General features: G+C 61.3%; 20 protein-coding genes. 15 read left to right on the forward strand and 5 right to left on the reverse strand.

The window, feature by feature from the left end; all coding sequences use genetic code 11:
- Positions 1-81: 81 nt before the first annotated feature.
- Positions 82-723, reverse strand: coding sequence for a GNAT family N-acetyltransferase (locus tag I2G40_RS01095; RefSeq protein ID WP_195543905.1), 642 nt, complete (start codon positions 721-723; stop codon positions 82-84).
- Between the two features lie 277 nt (positions 724-1000).
- On the opposite strand from I2G40_RS01095, the gene purH reads away from it, so the two are divergent.
- From purH to I2G40_RS01115, 4 genes are all read left to right on the forward strand, one after another.
- A complete protein-coding gene (gene purH / locus I2G40_RS01100) occupies positions 1001-2608 on the forward strand; it encodes a bifunctional phosphoribosylaminoimidazolecarboxamide formyltransferase/IMP cyclohydrolase (RefSeq protein ID WP_022093847.1) in 1608 nt (535 codons plus the stop codon).
- Positions 2609-2859: 251 nt separating this feature from the next.
- Complete coding sequence (locus I2G40_RS01105; protein WP_195543906.1) at positions 2860-3591, forward strand: hypothetical protein; 732 nt, start codon at positions 2860-2862, stop codon at positions 3589-3591.
- Positions 3592-3825: 234 nt separating this feature from the next.
- Positions 3826-4497, forward strand: a complete 672-nt coding sequence (locus tag I2G40_RS01110) for a response regulator transcription factor (RefSeq protein ID WP_195543907.1) — start codon at positions 3826-3828, stop codon at positions 4495-4497.
- Between the two features lie 9 nt (positions 4498-4506).
- Complete coding sequence (locus I2G40_RS01115) at positions 4507-5550, forward strand: sensor histidine kinase (RefSeq protein ID WP_195543908.1); 1044 nt, start codon at positions 4507-4509, stop codon at positions 5548-5550.
- Positions 5551-5771: 221 nt separating this feature from the next.
- Here the strand turns inward: I2G40_RS01115 and I2G40_RS01120 are convergent, their stop codons facing one another.
- A complete protein-coding gene (locus I2G40_RS01120; protein WP_006235921.1) occupies positions 5772-6209 on the reverse strand; it encodes a universal stress protein in 438 nt (145 codons plus the stop codon).
- A gap of 247 nt (positions 6210-6456) precedes the next feature.
- Between I2G40_RS01120 and I2G40_RS01125 the strand changes: the two genes are divergently transcribed.
- Both I2G40_RS01125 and I2G40_RS01130 read left to right on the forward strand, forming a co-directional pair.
- The gene (locus I2G40_RS01125; protein WP_117746102.1) at positions 6457-7437 is read left to right on the forward strand and encodes an undecaprenyl-diphosphate phosphatase; all 981 of its coding nucleotides are present in this window, start codon (positions 6457-6459) and stop codon (positions 7435-7437) included.
- Positions 7438-7770: 333 nt separating this feature from the next.
- Positions 7771-10671, forward strand: a complete 2901-nt coding sequence (locus tag I2G40_RS01130) for an ATP-dependent helicase (protein WP_195543909.1) — start codon at positions 7771-7773, stop codon at positions 10669-10671.
- 278 nt (positions 10672-10949) lie between these two features.
- Here the strand turns inward: I2G40_RS01130 and I2G40_RS01135 are convergent, their stop codons facing one another.
- Together I2G40_RS01135 and I2G40_RS01140 are read right to left on the reverse strand one after the other, a co-directional pair.
- Positions 10950-11882, reverse strand: coding sequence for a type I phosphomannose isomerase catalytic subunit (locus tag I2G40_RS01135; RefSeq protein ID WP_411266838.1), 933 nt, complete (start codon positions 11880-11882; stop codon positions 10950-10952).
- 74 nt (positions 11883-11956) lie between these two features.
- Positions 11957-12676: a GntR family transcriptional regulator gene (locus I2G40_RS01140; RefSeq protein ID WP_195543911.1), complete on the reverse strand. Its 720-nt coding sequence runs from the start codon at positions 12674-12676 to the stop codon at positions 11957-11959.
- Positions 12677-13012: 336 nt separating this feature from the next.
- On the opposite strand from I2G40_RS01140, the gene I2G40_RS01145 reads away from it, so the two are divergent.
- The 3 genes from I2G40_RS01145 to nhaA all read left to right on the forward strand — a co-directional run bounded on the left by I2G40_RS01145 (position 13013) and on the right by nhaA (position 16684).
- Complete coding sequence (locus I2G40_RS01145) at positions 13013-13966, forward strand: ROK family protein (protein WP_117820909.1); 954 nt, start codon at positions 13013-13015, stop codon at positions 13964-13966.
- A 168-nt stretch (positions 13967-14134) separates the two neighbouring features.
- Positions 14135-15058, forward strand: coding sequence for a manganese-dependent inorganic pyrophosphatase (locus I2G40_RS01150; protein WP_195543912.1), 924 nt, complete (start codon positions 14135-14137; stop codon positions 15056-15058).
- Between the two features lie 267 nt (positions 15059-15325).
- The gene (gene nhaA / locus I2G40_RS01155) at positions 15326-16684 is read left to right on the forward strand and encodes a Na+/H+ antiporter NhaA (protein ID WP_195543913.1); all 1359 of its coding nucleotides are present in this window, start codon (positions 15326-15328) and stop codon (positions 16682-16684) included.
- A gap of 332 nt (positions 16685-17016) precedes the next feature.
- Here nhaA and I2G40_RS01160 read toward each other — a convergent pair whose 3' ends face one another.
- Positions 17017-17271, reverse strand: coding sequence for a hypothetical protein (locus tag I2G40_RS01160; RefSeq protein WP_055285533.1), 255 nt, complete (start codon positions 17269-17271; stop codon positions 17017-17019).
- Between the two features lie 150 nt (positions 17272-17421).
- On the opposite strand from I2G40_RS01160, the gene I2G40_RS01165 reads away from it, so the two are divergent.
- The 6 genes from I2G40_RS01165 (at position 17422) to hypB (ending at position 21737) form a co-directional block, all read left to right on the forward strand.
- Positions 17422-18726, forward strand: coding sequence for an aminotransferase class I/II-fold pyridoxal phosphate-dependent enzyme (locus tag I2G40_RS01165; protein WP_022093863.1), 1305 nt, complete (start codon positions 17422-17424; stop codon positions 18724-18726).
- 51 nt (positions 18727-18777) lie between these two features.
- Complete coding sequence (locus I2G40_RS01170) at positions 18778-19092, forward strand: STAS domain-containing protein (RefSeq protein ID WP_035137695.1); 315 nt, start codon at positions 18778-18780, stop codon at positions 19090-19092.
- A gap of 152 nt (positions 19093-19244) precedes the next feature.
- Positions 19245-19844, forward strand: a complete 600-nt coding sequence (locus I2G40_RS01175; protein WP_195543914.1) for a twin-arginine translocase TatA/TatE family subunit — start codon at positions 19245-19247, stop codon at positions 19842-19844.
- Positions 19844-20635 (forward strand): twin-arginine translocase subunit TatC, encoded by a 792-nt coding sequence (tatC, locus tag I2G40_RS01180; protein WP_195543915.1) that lies wholly within the window; start codon positions 19844-19846, stop codon positions 20633-20635. Before I2G40_RS01175 ends, tatC begins: the two co-directional genes overlap by 1 nt.
- Positions 20636-20641: 6 nt before the next feature.
- Positions 20642-20998: a hydrogenase maturation nickel metallochaperone HypA gene (gene hypA, locus I2G40_RS01185; RefSeq protein ID WP_195543916.1), complete on the forward strand. Its 357-nt coding sequence runs from the start codon at positions 20642-20644 to the stop codon at positions 20996-20998.
- A gap of 55 nt (positions 20999-21053) precedes the next feature.
- A complete protein-coding gene (hypB, locus tag I2G40_RS01190) occupies positions 21054-21737 on the forward strand; it encodes a hydrogenase nickel incorporation protein HypB (RefSeq protein ID WP_055310413.1) in 684 nt (227 codons plus the stop codon).
- The last annotated feature ends 18 nt before the right edge of the window (positions 21738-21755 follow it).

A 21755-nucleotide genomic window follows, 5' to 3' on the forward strand; every position in this document is an offset into this window, starting at 1 on the left:
CCATATCGTTGGGGCCAGGCCCGATTTTGCCTCTTGACAATGTCCTGCTCATATTAAAAGGAACGTCCCTAACTGCCGGGTTTAGGCTGTTAGGTCGAGTTCGTAGAGGAAGCTTTCGCGCGGCATATTGTGGCGGCGTTCCTCGCGGTTGGCGCGGTGCGTAGACGTGCGCTTAAAGCCGTGCAGCTCGTAGAACTTCCACGAGCAGTTGGAGTCGGTGTACAGGTGCGCCCTCGTCGCTCCAAGCGAGGACAGGTGCGAGACCGCGGCATCGAGCAGAACCGTGCCAACGCCCAGTCCATGGACGTCGCGATCCACGGCAAGCAGCGTGACCTCGTTGTCGTGCGGCAACGGGCTGCTCTCGAGCAGACGGTTGTTGGTTCGGATGGTTGCGCGCACAAACGAGAGATACTCGGCGCAGGCATCAGGCTCCAGCTCACGCATCTGCGATAGCAGTGCGCGTTCGGTATCCATCCAATGCTCGTTGATAGTGACGCCGGAGTTCTGTCCTGCGCGTGCAAGTGCAATGCCGCGCGCCTCGCCGTCAATCACCGCAACCTGTGAAAACGTCGACGACGAAAGGCAATAGGCGAGGTCGCACGCGGCCTCGAGGCGGTTGTACTCATCGTTATCCGAATTGTTATGCCAAAGCTGCTGCAGAATCAGCGCGATGGCGTCGAAGTCTTCGGTATCAAACGGTCGGTAGAGAACCCGCGAGACCATGGTGCCTCTTTCTTTTGCGGATGCATATCGAGCACAGTTCTACCACGCCATTGGCATCAAATTATGGTGCCCCTGTGTTCCATGAACTCACCGTGCCCAGTGCCGTGTCCATCCCCTCTGCTCGCAAACTTTTTCTGCACATGCGCCCGTTGCGGGGTGCATCGATGCGCTCGATGCGCTACATTAAATCAGTATTTTCATTGCCGCTGCGCGAGCGCTGCAGATCGACGTATCACCGACTCACAGAGCACGGCGGCGTACCAGACAGGAGGACTGCATGGGATCTGATGTGAAGATCGCACGCGCGTTGATCTCGGTTACCGATAAGACGGGCGTCGTCGATTTCGCACGGACGCTGGTCGATGACTTTGGCGTCGAGATCATCTCTACGGGCGGCACGGCTCGTGCCATCGAGGACGCGGGCGTTCCCGTAACCCCCATCGAGGAGTTCACGGGCTATCCCGAGATGATGGACGGCCGCGTTAAGACCCTGCACCCCAAGGTTCACGGCGCGCTGCTGGCCCGCCGCGATTCCGAGCAGCACATGCAGGAGGCCGCTCAGCACGGCATTAAGCTGATCGACCTGGTCGTCGTCAACCTGTACGAGTTCGAGAAGACCGTCGCCAACCCCGAGGTCACCTTCGCGGATGCCATCGAGCACATCGACATCGGTGGCCCCTCCATGCTGCGCTCTGCCGCCAAGAACGCCACGAGCGTTACCGTCATTTCCGACCCTGCCGACTATGATGCCGTCCTGGCCGAGATGCACGAGACCGGTGGCTGCACCACGCTTTCCACCCGTCGTCGCCTGCAGGTGAAGGTCTACCAGACCACCGCCGCCTACGACACGGCTATCTCCCGTTGGCTTGCCGCCCAGGCAAGCGACGTGGCGGACACCTCTGCCAAGCTCGAGATCTCGCTGGAGAAGGTCGACGACCTGCGCTATGGCGAGAACCCGCAGCAGAAGGCTACGGTCTACCGCTTTGCCGAGGGCTGCGAGAACACCGCGAGCTCGCAGTTCCCACTCGTGGGCTCCGAGCAGATCCAGGGCAAGCCGCTCAGCTACAACAACTATCTGGATGCCGATGCCGCTTGGAACCTGGTCCGCGAGTTCGACGAGCCGGCCTGCGTGATCCTCAAGCACCAGAACCCCTGCGGTTCCGCCGTTGCCGAGGACATCACGGCTGCCTACGACCGCGCCTTCGCCTGCGATCCCAAGAGTGCCTTTGGCGGCATCATCGCCTGCAACCGCGAGGTTCCCTATGAGCTGGTTGAGCACTTTGCCGATCAGAACAAGCAGTTCGTCGAGGTTATCATCGCCCCGAGCTACACTGCCGAGGCGCTCGAGCGCATGGCCAAGCGCCCCAACCTGCGCGTGCTGGCCACCGGCGGCGTGGACCACGGCGCCCAGGTGGAGCTGCGCTCCATCGACGGCGGCATGCTGGTGCAGGAAGTCGACCATGTGACCGAGGATCCCGCGACCTTTACGTTCCCCACCGACCGCAAGCCCACCGACGCCGAGATGGCCGAGCTCGAGTTTGCCTGGAAGGTCTGCAAGGGCGTTAAGTCCAACGCCATCCTGGTTTCCAAGGGCAAGGCCGGCATTGGCATGGGCCCGGGTCAGCCTAACCGCGTTGACTCTGCGTTGCTTGCCTGCGAGCGCGCCGAGGACTTCTGCGAGCGCGAGGGCGTGGAGAAGGGCGGCTTTGCCTGTGCAAGCGACGCGTTCTTCCCGTTCCGCGACAATGTCGACGTGCTTGCTGCACACGGCGTGACCTGCATCATTCAGCCCGGCGGCTCCAAGCGCGACGACGAGAGCATCCAGGCCTGCAACGAGCACAATATTGCTATGGTCTTTACGGGCGCCCGCCACTTCCGCCACTAAGTAGGGAGGTGGCGCTGCGGCTTGCCCAGCCACCGCACCTTGCCGCTCATTCGTCGCTCGCGTACCCAAGTACGCGTCGCTCCTCTTTCACGGCAATCTGCGGCACCTGGGCAACCCTCGCCGACCTGTTAGGTTGACTGGGGAGGATGGGATGTTATCTCGTCCCTTGGACTGGCCTTGCTTCTAAAATAATCTCCGCAAAAGACGGCTGCTCCGTTTGGAGGGCCGTCTTTTTGGTATAAGAGGACGGAATGACTAACACGAAAGGTATGACCATGCCCCAGATTGATGATGCCGAGCTGTTTGGCAATGCCGAGGATCAGCGTGCGTACGAGGACTTTTGCGCCAATCAGGAGGCGGTCGAGAAGTTTACGCTCGACAAGCCCGCGCTTGTCTGCCGTTGGCGCATGTCCAATAAAAAGGTGCCCATGCTCAACCGCCACATTCGCGCACTGTCCGAGCGCTTGGTGCAGGGCGAGCCGCTTACCCATAACATGCTCAGCTGGGCCAAGCAGCACGTTGAGTGGTCGCTAGCCGAGGGCGACTATACCGCGCACGATGGCGTGCTCATGCTGGTGATCGACGTTAACGGCAACGCCGCCATGACGGTGGGGGAGTACGAGCCGCTAACCGATACGTCGGCTAAGGCGCTACGTGCCCGCTCCGCCGAGGCCCGCTCCGAGGCCGACGAAACCGGCGTGGCGCCCGAGCTGCTCGCCGCCGTCGATAACGGCGAGCTTGCCTTTGTGGCGCCAGCGGACGAGTGCCTGTGCGGCACGGCGACGCTCATCGAGCAGCTGGCCCAGACCAAGGACATCCCGGTCACGCGCGTAGATATTCCCGCACAGCTCAAGGGTGCCTTGTTCCTGGTGAGCGACGAGCACGGCGTGGTCCCCGCAACCGAGGCCGACGCCGCCGAGGCCGACGCCGCCACGGTCGCCTTCTTCGCTGAAGGCTACGAAAAGCTCCGCGCCCGTCGCTAAATGATTTTTCTGGGACGGGGATTAAAGAATCATTCCATCTCTGCATACATGCGTACGCTCGAGTAGAGGCTCGAGGTCGAAGTGATGGGGCCGATCGGTTTAGGACCGAGGCCCCTATTTTCTCTTAAGGCTATCGAACACTTTTGTCATATTAGGTGCCCACGGGGTCGTATCGTTGCGACGCCGTGGGCATAATGGTGTGGAAGGTGCAAGTTACGCGAAATGGGAGGACACATGGCGCTGATCTATGTCGTTGAGGACGACGAGCCCATTCGTCGTGAGCTTATCGACATCCTTGCCCGCGCCGGGTTTGAAATCGAGGCCTGCGAATCGTTTGAGCATGTCTCGCGCGATATTCTCGCTGCCGCGCCCGACCTGGTGCTGCTCGACCTGACGCTTCCCGTCAAGGACGGCCAGCATATCTGCCATGAGGTTCGCCGCGAATCCGAGGTCCCCATCATCGTCCTCACCTCGCGCACGACCGAGATTGACGAGGTCATGGCCATGACGCTTGGCGCGGACGACTTTGTTCCCAAGCCTTACAGCGCCCGCGTGCTCGTGGCGCGCATCAATGCCTTGCTGCGCCGCACCGCGGCGGCGGGCGAGCGTAGCACGCTCGTCCACAAGGGACTGGAGCTCGACCTCGCCCGCTCCATGGTTACCAACACGCAAACCGGCACTAGCACCGAGCTCACCAAAAACGAGCTGCGTATCCTCTCACTGCTTCTGAGCCGCGCGGGCAAGATTGTTTCGCGCTCGGCCATCATGCAGGACCTGTGGGACTTCGACGCCTTCGTGGACGACAATACGCTCACCGTCAACATCAACCGCCTGCGCACCACGCTCGAAAAAATCGGCATCAAGGGGTATTTGACAACGCACCGCGGCCAAGGCTATTCGGTCTAGGGGCCGGCTATGTCGTTTGGCAAGTTCTTTAAAGACGCGCTGCTTCCCGTCGCCGTGTGGACGTGCGGCGTGCTGCTGAGCTGCTTTGTGCTGACGGTCGCCGGTGCACCCGTCTCTATCGTGGTCGTGGCGGTCGGCGTGTCCTTTATCTTTGGCATGCTCGGCATCGTGATCGAATACGCGCGCCGTCGTCGTTTCCTGCGCCAGCTGGAGCGTGCGGCAGAGGAGCTCGAGAGTCCCGCATGGGTGCAGGAGATGGTGCAATGCCCGACCTATGCCGAGGGCGAGCTCGAGTACGAGGTCTTGCGCCGGGTGGGCAAAGCCGCCTGCGACGAGGTTGCCGAAGGCCGGCGTCAGACCGATGACTATCGCGACTATATCGAGAGCTGGGTCCACGAGGCCAAGCTGCCCCTGGCGGCGGCCCATCTAATTTTGGAAAACCTGGACGGCAGCGAAGACGACCTGTCGCGCGTGGATGACCTGGGTCGCGAGCTGGCTCGCGTGGAGCGCAATATCGACCAGGCGCTGTACTACGCGCGCTCGGAAGTCGTGGAGCGCGATTACCTGATTCGCCGCTGGGATCTCAAGACCTTGGTGACGGGCGCGATTAAGGCCAACGCGCGCGAGCTCATCGCGGCGCACGTGGCCCCGGTGTGCGAGAACCTCGACTTCGAGGTCTTTACCGACGAGAAGTGGCTCGAGTTTATTCTGGGCCAGCTTATTCAGAACAGTATTAAATATGCGCGTGAGGACGGCGCAAAGATCGTGTTTTCGGGTGCGTTGCTGGACGAGGGTCTGGCAAGCGAGCGCATCGAGCTCACTGTTGCCGACAACGGCTGCGGCGTGAGTGCGGCAGACCTGCCACGCGTGTTCGAGAAGGGCTTTACCGGCGATAACGGCCGCACCACCAAGCGCGCAACGGGCATCGGCCTCTACTTGGTGACGCGTCTGTGCTCCAAGATGGGCATCGACGTCACCGCAGCATCCGAGCCCGGCAAAGGCTTTGTCGTCACGTTTGCCTTCTCAACCAACAAGTTCCAATACTTCGAGTAACGCACGCGGCAGACGTCCGCCCAAACAAAAACGTGCCGCCCCAAACAAAACGTGCCGCCCCAAACGGGGCGGCACGCCATTCTTCTATCAGACAACTCGCTGAAGTACGGTGACGAAGGCGCAAGGCCGGGAGGGGTTATCAAAGCCGACATCCCGCAGCCGCGAAGCGGCGAGGACGTCGGCGTGATAACCCCGCAGGCCTTGCGCCGGCGGGAAGGAACCTACTTCACGACCAGAATGTCGCAGTCCGTGTTGCGCAGCAGGAACGTCGAAATCGAACCCAGCAGCGCATACTTGATCGAGGACAGGCCGCGGGCGCCGCAGAGCACCAGGTCGGGCTTAACCACGTCGAGCATCTCGTCCTTGAGCGTCTCGCGAATACGGCCGGCGCGAATCATGACCTCGACCTCGGGAATATCGGGATTGGCCTTGGCCTCTTCGAGTTGCTTGGCGATGGAGTTCTTAAATGCCTCCTCTAGGCCGTTGACCAGATCGACCGGATAGGAACCGGCGCTCTCGAGCGCCGTGGAATCGATAACGTGGCCGATGATTAGCTTGGCGCCGTTGTTCGCGGCGACCTTGATGGCGCGTGCGAGCACAAAATCCTGCTGCTCAGTACCGTCGAGTGAAACAAATACCTTGGTGTAGCCCTCGTTCATGGTTTCCTCCTTGGTCTATCGCACGGGCGCGGGGCTCGTGCATCGGGCGGGCGCGGGCGCGTTGGCCGCCGGACACTTTATCTTGTTGCAGTTATACCCAAGGATTTGGGTTTGACCGCTCGCAATTCTGTGAACGGGCGAGTTTTTTGGTAAGGGTAGGCGTAGACGCGCCCGAACGGTTGATAATGGGACATCGCCCGCACCGTCCGCAGAACAATATCGGCGGGTGTCTAACGAGGGGGTCCCTTTGGATATTATCGAGCTTCTAAAATCTGCCTTCATGGGCCTGGTCGAGGGCATCACCGAATGGCTGCCTGTTTCGTCGACCGGTCACATGATCTTGGTGGACGAGTTCGTCAAGATGAACGTGAGCGAGACGTTCTGGAATATGTTCCTGGTCGTGATTCAGCTCGGCGCCATTCTGGCCGTCTGTGTGCTGTTCTTCCATGAGCTCAATCCGTTCTCGCCCAGCAAGGGCAAGGAGGGCCGTCGCGACACCTGGGTGCTGTGGGGCAAGATTGTGCTCGGCTGCATTCCCGCCGCGGCGATCGGTCTGCCGCTTAACGACTGGATGGAGGAGCATTTCTACAATGCTCCCGTCGTGGCGCTGGCGCTCATTGTGTACGGCGTGCTGTTTATCGTGATCGAGAACTGGCGCGCGAGCAAGCGCGAGGAAATGGCCGTTGCCGGTTCGTTTGGCTCGCGTGCTGTGGTGTCGGGTGGACGTCCCGCCGGTGCGCACTTTGCGGCGCCCGCCGCGGCTACCGCTGAGGATGAGGACGATGACGAGAATCTGGACTTTGGCTCCATCGCCACGCTCGAGGACCTGAGCTGGAAGACTGCGCTGGGTATCGGCTGCTTCCAGGTGCTTTCGCTGGTGCCTGGTACGTCTCGCTCCGGTTCTACCATCATCGGCGGCCTGCTTTTGGGCTGTACGCGTTCGGTGGCGTCCAAGTTTACGTTCTTCCTGGCCATCCCTGTCATGTTTGGCGCGAGTGCACTCAAGCTGGTCAAATACTTCATCAAGGGCGGCACGTTCGGCGCCAACGAGGTCGCTATCTTGGGCGTGGGCTGCGTTGTGGCCTTTGTGGTTTCGCTCATCGCCATCAAGTGGCTCATGGGCTTCGTCCGCCGTCACGACTTCAAGTGCTTCGGTGTTTACCGCATCATCCTGGGCGTCGTAGTGCTCGCATACTTCTTCGTTCTGGAGCCTATGCTCGGCCTGTAACTTGGTTGACGCCGCGCGGCGGCCAGGGAGACAACTTGTCATTCGAAGGGGGCGGCATGACCAAAAGGTCTATGCCGCCCCCTTTTCATGCCAATTTGTTCGCTCTGGCCGCCGCTCGCTGCCGTTGCCATGACATCGGCGGTTTCGTGATTGTCAATAGATTGGTGCAAAGTAACCTGACCCCATTGCGCTAAATCCGCTGGGGCGGGCCTGACGGTGACGCACGGAGTCGTGGTGTGATTTGCGTCGGTGTCCGCGCGGCTCGGTATACTGGTACGGCTCAAACTATGGCGCTGCCCGCAGGCGCGCCGTCCGTCAGATGAGGAGTCGCCCATGACCCAGCCCTTGCCCTGGGAAAAGAATGTCGCGGTACCTGTGCCGCCCGCGCCGGAACCCGTGCCGCTCGATGCATACACCGCCCCTGCTGCGCCGGAGCCCGAGCTCGTTCCGCTCGACATCTACGACGCTCCCGCGCCGGCGCCCAAGCCCGCCAAGCCGCTCGTCGACATCGACAGCCTTAATCCCGCCCAGCGCGAGGCGGTCCTGACCACCGAGGGCCCGCTGCTGGTCCTTGCCGGCGCCGGCTCGGGCAAGACCCGCGTCTTGACCTTCCGTATCGCACATATGCTCGGCGACCTGGGCGTTAAGCCCTGGCAGATCCTTGCCATCACGTTTACCAACAAGGCCGCGGCCGAGATGCGCGAGCGTCTGGCGGCACTCATCCCCAGCGGTACCCGCGGCATGTGGGTGTGCACCTTCCATGCTATGTGCGTGCGCATGCTGCGCGAGGACGCTGACCTGCTGGGCTACACCGGTCAGTTCACCATCTACGATGACGACGATTCCAAGCGCATGGTGCGCGATATTATGCAGGCGCTCGGTATCGAGCAAAAGCAATTCCCCATCAACATGATCCGCAGCAAGATCAGTTCGGCCAAAAACGCCATGATCGGCCCCGAGGACATGCTCAAATCCGCCGACAGCCCCAACGACAAAAAGGCCGCGCAGGTCTACTTGGAGCTGGAACGCCGCCTGCGCGCCGCCAACGCGATGGACTTCGACGACCTGCTCGTGCGCACGCTCGAGCTGCTGCGCACCCGCCCCGAGGTGCTCGACAAGTACCAGGAGCGCTTCCGCTACATTAGCGTCGACGAGTATCAGGACACCAACCACGTCCAGTACGAGATCGCTAACCTGCTGGCCGCCAAGTACCAAAACCTCATGGTCGTGGGCGACGATGACCAGTCCATTTATAGCTGGCGTGGCGCCGACATCACCAACATCCTGGACTTTGAGCAGGACTTTAAAAACTGCAAGACCGTTAAGCTGGAGCAGAACTACCGCTCCACGGGCCATATCCTGAGCGCCGCCAACGCCGTGGTGCGCCACAACTCGCAGCGCAAGGACAAGCGCCTGTTTACGGCCGAGGGCGATGGCGAGAAGATCCAGGCCTTCCAGGCAAGCGATGAGCGCGACGAGGGCCGCTGGATTGCCGGCGAGATCGAGAAGCTGCACTCCAAGGGCACGAGTTACGACGACATCGCCGTGTTCTACCGCACCAACGCTCAGTCGCGTATTCTCGAAGATATGTTCCTGCGCGCAGGCGTGCCCTACAAGATCGTGGGTGGCACGCGATTCTTCGACCGTGCCGAGATCCGCGACGTCATGGCCTATCTTAAGATGATTGTGAACCCGGCCGACGAGATGAGCGTCAAGCGCGTCATCAACACGCCGCGCCGCGGCATCGGCTCCACCTCGATTCAAAAGATTGAGCAGCTGGCACGCGACAACCGCTGCTCGTTCTTCCAAGCCTGCGAGATCGCAACAGCCGAGACGGGCATGTTTAGCGCCAAGGTGCGCAACGGCCTGTCGAGCTTTGTGGCGCTGGTGCGCGAGGGTCGCCGCATGGACGGCGAGCTCAAGGACGTCGTCGAGATGATCGTCGATAAGACGGGCCTGCTGCAGGCTTTCCGCGCCGAGGGCACCATGGAGTCCGAGAGCCGCGCCGAGAACATCCAGGAATTCCTGGGCGTCGCCGCCGAATTTGAGGAGACGCACGAGGATATCGAAGGTACGCTCGAGAGCTTGGAAGAGCTGCGCGCTGCCGGTGTTGCCGATGTGCCTGCTAGCGCCGAGCCCGAGCCTGTCGTGGTGAGCGCGCCTGCGCCCGAACCGGGGCCATCTGCCCCGGTATCCTCGTTTGAGGCGCTCGTTGGCGCGCGTGACGCCGCGGGCTCCAATCCGCTCGATAGCTTGGCCGCTCCGGCGCTGTCTCCGCAGGATGCCCTGGCCGCCGCCATCGCGGGCAACGCGTATGCCGCGCCGACGGAGATGCCGGCGGGTGCCGTGCATGCCGACGAGATCGAGCGCACCTACGGTCCGCTCACCTGTAAGGCGCTGCCGGCGCTCATGGAGTGGCTGGCCCTGCGCTCCGACTTGGATTCCCTGGCCGGCGAGACGCATGCCATTACCATGATGACCATCCACTCCGCCAAGGGCCTGGAGTTCCCGGCGGTGTTCGTGGCCGGCATGGAGGAGGGTATCTTCCCGCACGTGCACGACTTTGGCGGTAGTGACGATCCGGGCAAGCTCGAGGAGGAGCGTCGCTTGGCCTACGTCGCCATCACGCGTGCTCGCAAGCGCCTGTTCCTGACCTATGCGGCCACGCGTCGCACCTACGGCTCGACCTCTGCCAACCCGCGCTCGCGCTTCCTCAACGAGATTCCGTTTGAGGATATCGAGTTTAGCGGCATCGGTTCTGCCGGTTTTGAGGGCACGGGCTGGGAGAAGCGCGGCGACCGTCACGGCACCTTTGGCTCGGGCATGGGCTCGGATATGTACGGCGGCAAGGTGTTTGGCTCGCATACGCGCTCGACCGGCGGTTCCGGTTCGCGCGGCGGATCGAGCTTTGACGATTTCTTTGGCGGCAGCAGTTACGGGACCGAGCGCCATCGTGGGGTTTCGCCTGACGCCGGCCGTGTTGCCTCGACTTTTGGTTCGGGCGCGTCGCGAGCCAAAAAGCCGTCTTCCAAGGTGTCCCCGACGGTGGAGCGCAAGGTCGATCGTGCCAGCGCATCGCAGGACTTTGCCGCGGGCGATACCGTGAGCCACAAGACTTTTGGCACGGGTACCGTGATCTCGGTCGCCGGAGACATGATCGAGGTTCAATTCGAAAAGACCGGCCAGACCAAAAAGCTTATGAAGGGCTTTGCTCCGATCGTCAAGCTGTCGTGATCCCGGCGGACCTGGGCGGGCGTATGGGGCAACATCGCCTGCTCGGGCAGTCCTGCTCGCACGGAGAGCACATTAAGTGCTCTCCGGCTCGTGCGGAACTCGCGATCGATGTTGCCCCATACGCCCGTCCAGGTCCTTAGATAACGTTGCTTGCGAACGTCGCTCTGCTCGTCCGCTTTTTTGATCTGGAGAGCCGGGTGGGCTGATATATATGGACAAGGGGCTCCCCCGTTGGTGAACGGGGGAGCCCCTTGTTGCGTTTGGGTTGTTGGTGCGAACTAGAGGTGGCTGATGATCAGTTCCATCTTGCCTTCGAGGTCGATGGAGCTGACGGTGCTCGGGGCCAGCAGGTGGCTTCCCTTGTGGACGGGGTCGCCGCAGACGGTGCCTTCGCCGTCGATGACCGACAGGCACATGAAGGGCCAGCGCTGGTCGAGGGTCTTGCTGCCGTTGGCGCGCACGCGATCGACGGTGTAGCAGGGGTTGGACTCGAGCTCGGTCACGCCGTCCACCTCGGGCGCGGTCACCGTGCCGTCGGTCGGAGCCTGAGCATCAAAGTCGATGCAGTCGAGGCTCTGCTCAATGTGCAGCGGGCGCAGCTTTCCGTCGGTGCCGGGGCGGTCGTAGTCGTACAGGCGATATGTCACGTCGCTCGACTGCTGCGTCTCCAGAATCAGCGTGCCGGTCTTGATGGCGTGAACGGTGCCGGAGTCGATCTGGAAAAAGTCTCCCTTGTGAATCGGCAGCACGTTGAGCATCTCGTCCCAACGGCCCCCCTCGATCATCTGCGCGGCCTCGGCGCGGTCGTGCGCGCGCTGGCCGACGATGATCGTGGCACCGGGCTCGCAGTCCAGTACATACCAGCACTCGGTTTTGCCCAGGCTGCCGTTCTCGTGCTTGGCGGCGTACTCGTCGTTGGGATGAATCTGGATCGAAAGGTCGTCCTTGGCGTCCAGAATCTTGATGAGCAGCGGGAACTCCTTGCCCTCGCAGTTGCCAAAGAGCTCGCGGTGCTCGGCCCACAGCCACGACAGCGTGTGGCCGGCGTACGGTCCCTCCGCAATCTGGCAGTCGCCGTTGGGATGGGCCGAGATGGCCCAGCACTCACCGATGGGACCCTCGGGAATGTCGTAGCCAAACACGGTCTCCAACTGGCGGCCGCCCCAGATCTTCTCGTGGAAGATCGGCGTGAGTTTAATCAAATCGGACATGTGCATACTCCCATAAGGTTGTGCGGGTGCCGCGTAAGACGGCTCAAAACGAGCGCCCGCGTGACTACAAAAACCTATGCCAACGTTACGTTGTGCAACTCAAAGCGATCGCCAACGTTGCGCGAGATCGAATACTCAAAGGCGGCGCCGCTGTCCAAAAAGCCAATCTGGGTGAGCTCGAGCAGGGGAGAGCCAAGTTTGGTGTCCAGACGCTCGGCTTCTTCCTCGGTTGCTGCCACGGCGCGAATGGTACGGTGGAAGCTCGAAATCTTCAGCCCACATTGCTCGCGGATGAAGCGGTAGACCGATCCGTACAGGTCCTTCTTTTTAAGGCCTGGAATCAGCTCGAGGGGCATGTAGGTGTACTCGATAACGATGGGCTTCTCCTCGGCCTGACGCACGCGCACGACGTGATAGGCAAAGTCATCCTCGGCAATTCCCAGCTGGGCTGCGATGTCCGCTGGTGGATTAACGATCGAGAAATCGTAGACCACCGAGGTCACCTTCTCCCCGCGATGCTCATACGAAAAACCCTGGGTACGGTCGTTTTTGCCCTGGAAAAACGCCTGGCCGGGAAGCCCCGCCGTGTCCTTAACGTAGGTACCCGATCCGCGTCGGCTGGTAATAAGACCTTCCTCGGTGATTTGCTCAATAGCTCGTTTGACGGTGATTTTGGAAACGTTATAGAGCTTGCAGAACTCAACGACGGTAGGAAGCTTGTCGCCCGGTTTAAGAGCGCCATCCTCGATGCTTCGACGAATATCTGCAGCTATCGCCTCGTATTTGGGAATCAAGGAACCTCCTTTCCAACTTGATTGAGAATAAAAGAAAGTATAGTCAACACCTAAGTATCTCTATTGAGTTATTGAAAAGTTCGAGAAAGATAAAATTAAAAGTCGCCCCGCTTGTAAAATTAGAGCGTTTTAAATGATAAACATCTGAGTAGTGTCGTGTTGAGAAATGATCGGTCCGAGGACGGGGCCGAACCGATATAACACCCAGCGAACCGAATCTCGTACTCTGCGCTTCCCCAGATAAAACCTGCCAAAACAAACCTGTCCTTTTTGGTAGGTTTTTGCCTTGGGAGCGGTACCATACAGGCAATGTTTAAACGAGAAAGGCGGGCTCCCATGGAACCTAAGCAGTATTACATCGGCATCGACGTCGGCGGCACCTCGGTCAAGGAGGGTCTGTTCGATGAGGACGGAAACCTGCTTGCCAAGGCCAGCGTGCCCACGCCTCCCATCGTTGACGCCGCGGGCTTTGCCGCGGTGACCGAGGCTATCGACCAGGTGGTCGCCAAGGCCCAGATTCCGCGCGCCTTTGTGGCGGGTATTGGCCTGGCCGTTCCGTGCCCCATCCCGGCATCGGGCGATGCCAAGGTCAAGGCCAACATTGCCATTAACCTGCCTGAGCTGAGAGTCGCCATTCAGGAGCACTGCCCCGACGCGGTCGTTAAGTACGAGAACGATGCCAACGCCGCCGCCATGGGCGAGGCCTGGCTCGGCTCTGCCAAGGGCGTGCAGAACGTGGTGATGGTCACCATCGGTACCGGCGTGGGCGGCGGCGTTATCGTTAACGGCGACGTGGTATCGGGCGTTGTGGGTGCTGGCGGCGAGATTGGCCACATGTGCCTGAACCCGGCCGAGGAGCGCACCTGCGGCTGCGGCGGCCATGGCCACCTGGAGCAGTATTCCAGCGCCACCGGCGTGGTGAGCAACTACCTTGCCGAGTGCAAGAAGGCGGGCGTCGAGCCCATCGAGCTGACCGGCCCCTCCGATTCCAAGGACGTGTTCCAGGCTTGTCGCGAGGGCGACAAGCTCGCGCTGGCCGCGGCCGATACCATGGCCGACTATCTCGGCCGCGCACTGGCGCTTATTGCCAACGTGGTTGATCCCGAGATGTTCCTCATCGGCGGCGGCGCCTCCGCCTCGGCCGATGTCTACCTCGACAAGGTTCGCGAGCACTTTAAGCAGTACGCGCTTTCCGCCTCGCGCGAGACGCCCATTAAGGTCGCTTCGCTCGGAAACGACGCCGGCATCATCGGTGCCGCCTACGTAGCCCTGCGCGCTGCCGGTAAATAACTGGTGCAAGGGGGACAGGTTACATTGCACCAACATGGTGCAAAAGGGACAGCCTTGGCCCCCGTGCCTGCGCCCCAAAATATGCCGTGGCCCTTCCGTCTGCGAAGGCTCGGCATCGGCGTGCTACCATAGCTACGTCCAAGTACACATATCAAGTGGAGGATATCCATGGCAAACGTTCTTGTCTTTGGTCACCAGAACCCCGATAACGACGCCATCATGAGCGCCGTCGTCCTGTCCCAGCTGCTCAACCAGGTTGAGTATGCCGGCAACACCTACGAGGCCTGCGCCCTTGGTCAGCTTCCGGCCGAGTCCGCCAAGCTGCTCGCCGACGCCGGCATTGCCGAGCCCCGCGTGATCGAGTCCGTCGAGGCCGGTCAGCTCGTCGTCCTCACCGACCACAACGAGTCTGCCCAGTCCGTCGCCGGTCTTAAGGACGCCACGGTCTTTGGCGTCGTCGACCACCACCGCATCGGCGACTTCGAGACCGCCGGCCCGCTGCACTACATCTGCCTGCCCTGGGGCTCCAGCTGCACCATCGTCACCAAGCTCGCCGGCGTGCTCGGCGTTGAGCTTTCCGACGTCCAGGCCAAGCTGCTACTCTCGGCCATGATGACCGACACGCTCATGCTCAAGAGCCCCACCACCACCGATGTCGACCGCGCCGTCGCCGCCAGGCTCGGCGAGCAGGTGGGCGTCGACCCGGTCAAGTTTGGCATGGAGGTCTTCCTCACCCGTCCGTCCGGCTCCTTCACCGCAGCCGAGATGGTCGGCAACGACATCAAGATGTTCGAGCCCGCCGGCAAGAAGCTGCTCATCGGCCAGTACGAGACCGTCGACAAGAGTCGCGCGCTCGGCATGATCGACGAGATTCGCGAGGCCATGCGCGCCTACGCCGCCGAGAAGGGTGCCGACGGCATTGTCCTGTGCATCACCGACATCATGGAGGAGGGCTCGCAGGTCCTGCTCGAGGGCGAGACCGAGGCTGCTCAGAAGGGCCTGGGCATTGCCGACGAGCACGACGGCGTCTGGATGCCGGGCGTCCTCTCCCGTAAGAAGCAGGTCGCTGCCCCCATCATGGCCGCCTGCTAGGTTTAGTTGACCAAACGCCACGACCGGATCGCGGACGCCCCGCGCTCCGGTCGTTTTTTGTGCACGTCGCCGCGTCGTCTCTTGGACAGGCGTGCCCGTGCCGTTGAGCAAATAATGTTCAACCTGTGGTTCCGCTTTTCGGCCACGCCTGCGTGCCTGTCGTGCAGGGTAGGCTAGATGCAAGCGTAATACGTTAGAGCGCGGCGCCGCCACTTGGGCGGGCCGTGCTTTTTTAAGACGGGAGCTTTCCCGTGAAAGGAGCCGCCCATGGCAGCACCCGAGCAGCTGTTCAACGTCCGTGAGCGCAAGCGTTTTGAGCGCCACGACATTTGGGAGCGCATCACCGAGAACGGCACGATTTCCGCCGCCGTCATGGTCTTCGCCGCCATCGCCGCCGTCATTTGCGCCAACACCGATGCCTACGAGGCCATCCATCACTTTTTGGAGACCCCGCTGTATGTGGGTCTGGGCAACCTTACGGCCGGTCTCACCGTTGAGCTTTTCGTCAACGACTTCCTCATGGCGATCTTCTTTTTGTTGGTGGGCATTGAGCTTAAGTACGAGATGACAGTTGGCGAGCTCAAGAACCCGCGCCAGGCTATGCTTCCCATGCTGGCGGCCGTGGGCGGCGTCGTCGTTCCCGCCTGCATCTATCTGATCTTTAACCATGCCGGCGCGCACAACGGCTGGGCCATTCCCATGGCAACCGATATTGCCTTTGCGCTGGGCGTGCTGTCGCTTTTGGGCAACCGCGTGCCCAACGGCGTGCGCGTGTTCTTCTCGACGCTCGCCATCGCCGACGACCTCATCTCCATCGCCGCCATCGCCATCTTCTACGGTCAGAGCCCCAATCCGTTTTGGTTGGGCGCCGCCGCGCTTGTGACCTGTGCGCTCGTGTGGCTCAACAAGACGCAGCATTACCGCCTTGCCCCGTATTCGGTACTGGGCCTGCTGTTGTGGTTCTGCATGTTCAAGAGCGGCGTGCACGCTACGCTTGCTGGCGTCATCCTGGCCTTCACCATCCCGGCCAAGTGCGGTGTTAAGCTTGATAGCCTCACCGATTGGCTGGGCGAGTGCTTGCCGCTGCTCGATGACCGCTACGACGACGAGGCGCACATCCTGGGCCAGCATGACTTTACCGTCTCGACCACCAAAGTCGAGCGCGTCATGCACCGCGTGACCCCGCCGCTCATCCGCATGGAGCGCCTGATCTCCACGCCGGTCAACTTTGTGATCCTGCCGATCTTTGCGTTCGTCAACGCACAGGTTCGCCTAGTGGGCGTGGACATGAGCACGCTGCTCACCGACCCGGTGACGCTCGGCGTGTACTTTGGCATGCTGCTGGGTAAGCCGATCGGTATCTTTGGCATGACGTTCGCCTTGGTCAAGCTCAAGGCCTGCGAGCTGCCGCACAATGTCAACTGGCATATGATTGCCGGCGTGGGCATTCTGGGCGGTATCGGCTTTACCATGTCGATTCTCATCAGCGGCCTCGCCTTCCCGACGGCCCAGTTTGAGGTTCTGGCTGCCAAGGCCGCTATTCTCGCCGGCTCTGTCACCGCGGCCGTACTTGGCATGATCTACATGAGTGTGATCTGCAAGCACCCCGCGCCCAAGAACGAGTAGGCGCGTAGAAACAGACGCCAGAGCCTGCTCGAGCGCGTGTAAAACGCGGTTTTGAGTGGTACTTGCCACCTGCCGGACACCCCAGTGGCCAAAAAACGCCGTTTGTGAGTACTGTCACAAACGGCGTTTCATTTTAGGCGCGAAAAATAATGTACAAATCTATTCTGTCTGTGCATTAACGATTGCGTGGCTGGACGAAAAATGCTGATGCATCCTTCCAAAACCGGACACAAAAGGCCAAGACTGGCCTTTTTAATTCAAAATCGCTGTTACTAAAAAAGTAACAGTACTCATATTTGCTATTTTTTGACCACAGGCCCCAATGACTAGGTTTATTCCACGGTGCCGTAGATGGCGCCCCAGCCGTGGGCGGCCAAGGCGGAGTTGAGCTGGTCGCAAAGTGACTGGCGGTCGTAATAGCCGGGCGGTAGCAGGTTCACGATTTCCATGAGATCGGGCGCCAGGTCCAAGATTTCGGCCTGTACGATCAGATCCAGGCGGTCGATGGCGTGGCGGTCGTAAAACAGTCCGTCGACCAGGCGCTGCAGGTCGCCGAATTCCTCGGCCTGGAACGATCCATACTCCATAGTGCCTCCTTGGGCGTCCCACGCCGGCATGCGCGGCGATTCGTAATTTATTGCGATGGACTTAATCTATCACGGCTTCATAACGTTGCGGCGGTGGCGGTCTATACTTAGACGAACTGCAACGTACCGCTTCGCGAAAGGTCGCACCCCATGCAGACGATCTACCAGAAGATGGAAACCACCGAACTCGATGCTGCCATCGAGGCACTCAAAGCCGAGGTCGCCGAGGTCAAGGCCAAGGGTCTGGCGCTCGACATGGCCCGCGGCAAGCCGTCGCCCTCCCAGGTGGACATCTCGCGCCCCATGCTCGATATCCTCAATGCCGATGCCGATCTGCACGACGGCAATGTCGACTGCTCCAACTACGGCTGCTTTGAGGGCATTCCCTCGGCACGCAAGCTGGCGGGGGAGTTCCTGGGTTGCCCCGCCGAGCAGACGCTCGTGCTGGGTTCGTCGAGCTTGCTGATCGAGCACGATATTGCCGGTATGTTCTGGCGTTGCGGCTCGTGCGGCAGCGAGCCCTGGGAGGCTTATGAGGCCGCGCACGACGGCAAGAAGGTCAAGTTCCTGTGCCCCGTTCCCGGCTACGACCGCCACTTTGGCATCACCGCCGATCTGGGTATCGAGAACGTCCCCGTCGCGATGACCGACAACGGCCCCGACATGGACGAGGTCGAGCGCCTGGTTGCCGCCGACGACTCCATCAAGGGCATCTGGTGCGTGCCCAAGTATTCCAACCCCACGGGCATCACCTTTAGCGAGGACACCGTGCGTCGCCTGGTTGAGATGCCCACGGCCGCACCCGATTTCCGCATCTTCTGGGACAACGCCTACTGCGTGCACGACCTGTACGACGAGACCGACGAGCTCGCAAACATCTTTGACCTCGCTCGCGCGGCGGGCACCGAGGACCGCGTGGTGGCATTTGCCTCGACGTCCAAGATCACCTTCCCGGGCGCCGGTATCGGCTTTATCGGTGCGAGCCCCGCGGTCATCGCCGAGTTCTCCAAGCGCCTGAAGGCCGGCCTCATCAGCGCCGACAAGCTCAACCAGCTGCGTCACGTGCGCTTCCTTCCCACCATCGAGGCGGTCAAGGAGCACATGAAAAAGCATGCCGAGTTCTTGCGCCCGCGCTTTGAGGCCGTCGAGCGCAAGCTCACCGAGGGCTTGGGCGACACGGGCTGCGCCACCTGGACGCACCCCCGCGGCGGCTACTTTGTAAGCTTCGATGGTCCCGAGGGCTCGGCTCAAAAGGTCGCCGCGCTTTGCGCCGACCTGGGCGTCAAGCTCACGCCGGCCGGTGCTACCTGGCCCTATGGCAAGGACCCGCGCGATACCAACATCCGCATCGCGCCGAGCTATCCCACGGTCGAGGACCTGGAGGCCGCGCTCGATGTGCTGGTGCTGGCCGTTAAGCTTGTCGCTGCCGAGCTCGCGCGTGCCGAGCGCGCCTAACGCGCGGCTTCCCGTACTATCCGCACCTTCGATACGTAAAGGAGCATATACATGGATTTGGGTATTTCCACCAACCCCACGCCAGAGCTCTACACCATTAAGGTAACCGGCGAGATCGATATCTCTAACGCCGATAGCCTGCGCAATGCCATCGACCTGGCGCTCGAGCAGCCCACCGAGGCCGTTGAGCTCGATTTTGCCCAGGTGAGCTACATCGATTCGACGGGCATTGGCGTGCTCGTGGGCGCCGCGCACCACGCGGTCGACCACGGCAAGCGCTTTAGCTGCACCAATGTGCAGCCCCCGGTGATGCGCGTGGTCCAGCTGTTGGGTGTCGACCAGGAGATTTCGATCACCGCTGCATAATCTTTGCCCCAAAAGGGCGTGCCGTTTGGCATATGTTTGTGATGCGCTCGGACGTTTTGGCGTCCGGGCGCTATACTTGACCGAATGAATAGACGAGTTCCGGCCGAATGGCGCGGTGCGGGCTCGACTCACATCGAGCCTTGGAGGTATGTGTGTTTGGTATTGGAGAGGGTGAGCTCGCGATCATCGTGGTCTTCGGCTTTTTGCTGTTTGGCCCGGATAAGCTCCCACAGATGGGCCGTACGATCGGCCGTGCCATCCGTCAGTTCCGCGAGACGCAGGAAAAGATGACGGCCGTTGTTCAGTCCGAGATTATCGATCCGGTGAGCGAGGCCGCGTCGGCCCCGGTCAAGCCCAAGAAGACTGCCGTCGATGACGATTCCGATGCAGACGAGGATGCCGTCGAGACAGCTGCGCCCGCAAAGAAGGAGACCTTTGCCGAGCGCCGTGCCCGCCTTGCTGCCGAGAAGGCCGCAAGCGAGGGTGCTGCTGAGGGCGAAGGTGCTGCTGAGGAGGCCGAGGGCGCCGAGTCCACCGAGGCCGAGCCTGCCACTGCCACCGTCGAGTCCGAGCCTGCTGCAGAGCCGGAGCCCGAGCCCGAGCCGGCAGAGCCCACGACGGCTGACCTCTACGCCCGTCGTCCCCGCAAGCGCAAGGCCGTCGTCGACCAGCTCGCTCGCGAGCTCGAGGCCGAGGACGAGGCCGTTGCCGAGGCTGCCACCGCCGACGCCTCGAAGGGAGGCGATGAGTAATGCCTATCGGACCTGCGCGCATGCCGCTCTTCGATCACCTGGGAGAGCTCCGTCGCCGCCTGACTATCGTGGTCGTGTCGGTGTTTGCCGCCGCCATCGTGCTGTATTTCGCCACGCCCGTGGTGCTCGACATCCTGGAAGACCCCATCCGCTCCTTTGTGCCGGACGGTAAGTTCTACATCACCACCACGCTCGGCGGCTTTGGCCTGCGCTTCTCGCTGGCCATCAAGATGGCCGTGGTCATGTGCACGCCCATGATCATCTGGCAGATTCTGGCATTTTTCCTGCCGGCACTGCGTCCCAACGAGCGCAAGTGGGTTGTGCCTACGGTGCTCGCCTCGACGGTGCTGTTCTTCCTGGGCGCAATCTTTTGCTACCTCATCATTATCCCGGCAGGCTTTGAGTGGCTCATCGGCGAGACCTCTGCCGTCGCAACCGCGCTGCCCGACCTGGAGAACTACGTCAACATGGAGCTGCTCTTTATGATCGGCTTTGGTGTGGCGTTTGAGCTGCCGCTCATCATCTTCTACCTGTCCGTCTTCCACATCGTGTCCTACGCGGCCTTCCGCGGCGCCTGGCGCTACGTGTACGTGGGCCTGCTTGTGGGCTCGGCTGTGATTACGCCCGACGGCTCGCCCGTTACGCTGGGCCTCATGTATGGTGCCCTGCTCTCGCTCTACGAGATTTCGCTCGCCATTGCCCGCGTGGTCATTACCGCGCGCGAGGGCAAGGAGGGCTTGTTTGTGAGCCGTCTGGACCTGTTCTCGGACGATGAGGACGACGAGGAGTAAATCGGTATGCACGAGGTTGGCATTGTCAACGGCATACTCAATACAGTGATTCGCGCGGCGCGTGGGGCGGGGGCCTCGCGCGCCGTTTTGGTAACGCTGCGTATCGGGGATATGACCGAAGTTGTGCGCGAGGCGCTCGACTTTGCGTGGGAGACATTTCGCGATGAGGACCCGCTCACGCGAGGCTGCGAGCTTGCCGTGGAGGAAGTCCATCCACAAAGCGAGTGTCTGGACTGCGGGGAGGTCTTTGAGCACGATCGCTTCCATTGCCGCTGTCCCCAATGTGGCGGCGCCAACGTGCGTCTGCTGCACGGCCGCGAGCTCGACATCGCAAGTATCGAAATCGAAACCCCCGACGATTAGCCCGCTAGCCATCTGGTGATGGGGTATAAAGGGGCCAAAGTAAGGAGTGCCGAGTATGGCTGAGAAAACGATTGATATCGCGTCGCCGATTCTGTCGCGCAACGAGCGCCTGGCAGATCAGCTGCGACAGCGATTTAAAGAGACAAACACCTATGTGATCAATGTGCTGTCGAGCCCCGGTTCGGGCAAGACCACCACGATCCTGGGCACCAACGAGCGCCTGCGCGACAAGGCTGGCCTGCGCTGTGCCGTCATCGAGGGCGATATTGCCTCGGATGTCGACGCCATCACCATGAAGGAAGCCGGCATGCCCGCCATCCAGATCAACACGGGTGGCCTGTGCCACCTCGAGGGCAACATGATCATGGAGGCCGTTGACGCGTTCGACCAGGCGGTGGGTCTTCAAAATATCGACGTCATCTTTATCGAAAACGTGGGCAACCTGGTCTGCCCGGTCGACTTTGACTTGGGCGAGAACCTGTCCATCATGATTCTCTCGGTGCCCGAGGGCGACGACAAGCCCATCAAGTACCCGGGCATCTTCCAGCACGCTGGCGCGCAGCTGCTCAATAAGGTCGACGTGGCCCCGGCTTTCGATTTTGACATGGATAGGTATACTAAGACACTCGATGACCTCAATCCGCAGGCGCCGCGGTTTGCCGTGAGCGCGCGCAAGGGCGAGGGCATGGACGCCTGGTGCGATTGGCTCATCGGGCAGATCGAGCAAGCAAGGGCGTAAATCGGCCGCCATACGGGC

The sequence above is a fragment of the Collinsella aerofaciens genome (assembly GCF_015558785.1).
Taxonomy (GTDB): Bacteria; Actinomycetota; Coriobacteriia; order Coriobacteriales; family Coriobacteriaceae; genus Collinsella; species Collinsella aerofaciens_P.

Coding starts and splice junctions, on each gene's coding strand:
- I2G40_RS01130 (WP_195543909.1), top strand. CDS start 7,771: ATGACCCAGCCCTTGCCCTGGGAAAAGAATGTCGCGGTACCTGTGCCG.
- I2G40_RS01105 (WP_195543906.1), top strand. CDS start 2,860: ATGACTAACACGAAAGGTATGACCATGCCCCAGATTGATGATGCCGAG.
- I2G40_RS01145 (WP_117820909.1), top strand. CDS start 13,013: ATGGAACCTAAGCAGTATTACATCGGCATCGACGTCGGCGGCACCTCG.
- hypA (WP_195543916.1), top strand. CDS start 20,642: ATGCACGAGGTTGGCATTGTCAACGGCATACTCAATACAGTGATTCGC.
- I2G40_RS01115 (WP_195543908.1), top strand. CDS start 4,507: ATGTCGTTTGGCAAGTTCTTTAAAGACGCGCTGCTTCCCGTCGCCGTG.
- hypB (WP_055310413.1), top strand. CDS start 21,054: ATGGCTGAGAAAACGATTGATATCGCGTCGCCGATTCTGTCGCGCAAC.
- I2G40_RS01150 (WP_195543912.1), top strand. CDS start 14,135: ATGGCAAACGTTCTTGTCTTTGGTCACCAGAACCCCGATAACGACGCC.
- I2G40_RS01165 (WP_022093863.1), top strand. CDS start 17,422: ATGCAGACGATCTACCAGAAGATGGAAACCACCGAACTCGATGCTGCC.
- tatC (WP_195543915.1), top strand. CDS start 19,844: ATGCCTATCGGACCTGCGCGCATGCCGCTCTTCGATCACCTGGGAGAG.
- I2G40_RS01110 (WP_195543907.1), top strand. CDS start 3,826: ATGGCGCTGATCTATGTCGTTGAGGACGACGAGCCCATTCGTCGTGAG.
- I2G40_RS01135 (WP_411266838.1), bottom strand. CDS start 11,882: ATGTCCGATTTGATTAAACTCACGCCGATCTTCCACGAGAAGATCTGG.
- nhaA (WP_195543913.1), top strand. CDS start 15,326: ATGGCAGCACCCGAGCAGCTGTTCAACGTCCGTGAGCGCAAGCGTTTT.
- I2G40_RS01160 (WP_055285533.1), bottom strand. CDS start 17,271: ATGGAGTATGGATCGTTCCAGGCCGAGGAATTCGGCGACCTGCAGCGC.
- I2G40_RS01170 (WP_035137695.1), top strand. CDS start 18,778: ATGGATTTGGGTATTTCCACCAACCCCACGCCAGAGCTCTACACCATT.
- purH (WP_022093847.1), top strand. CDS start 1,001: ATGGGATCTGATGTGAAGATCGCACGCGCGTTGATCTCGGTTACCGAT.
- I2G40_RS01120 (WP_006235921.1), bottom strand. CDS start 6,209: ATGAACGAGGGCTACACCAAGGTATTTGTTTCACTCGACGGTACTGAG.
- I2G40_RS01095 (WP_195543905.1), bottom strand. CDS start 723: ATGGTCTCGCGGGTTCTCTACCGACCGTTTGATACCGAAGACTTCGAC.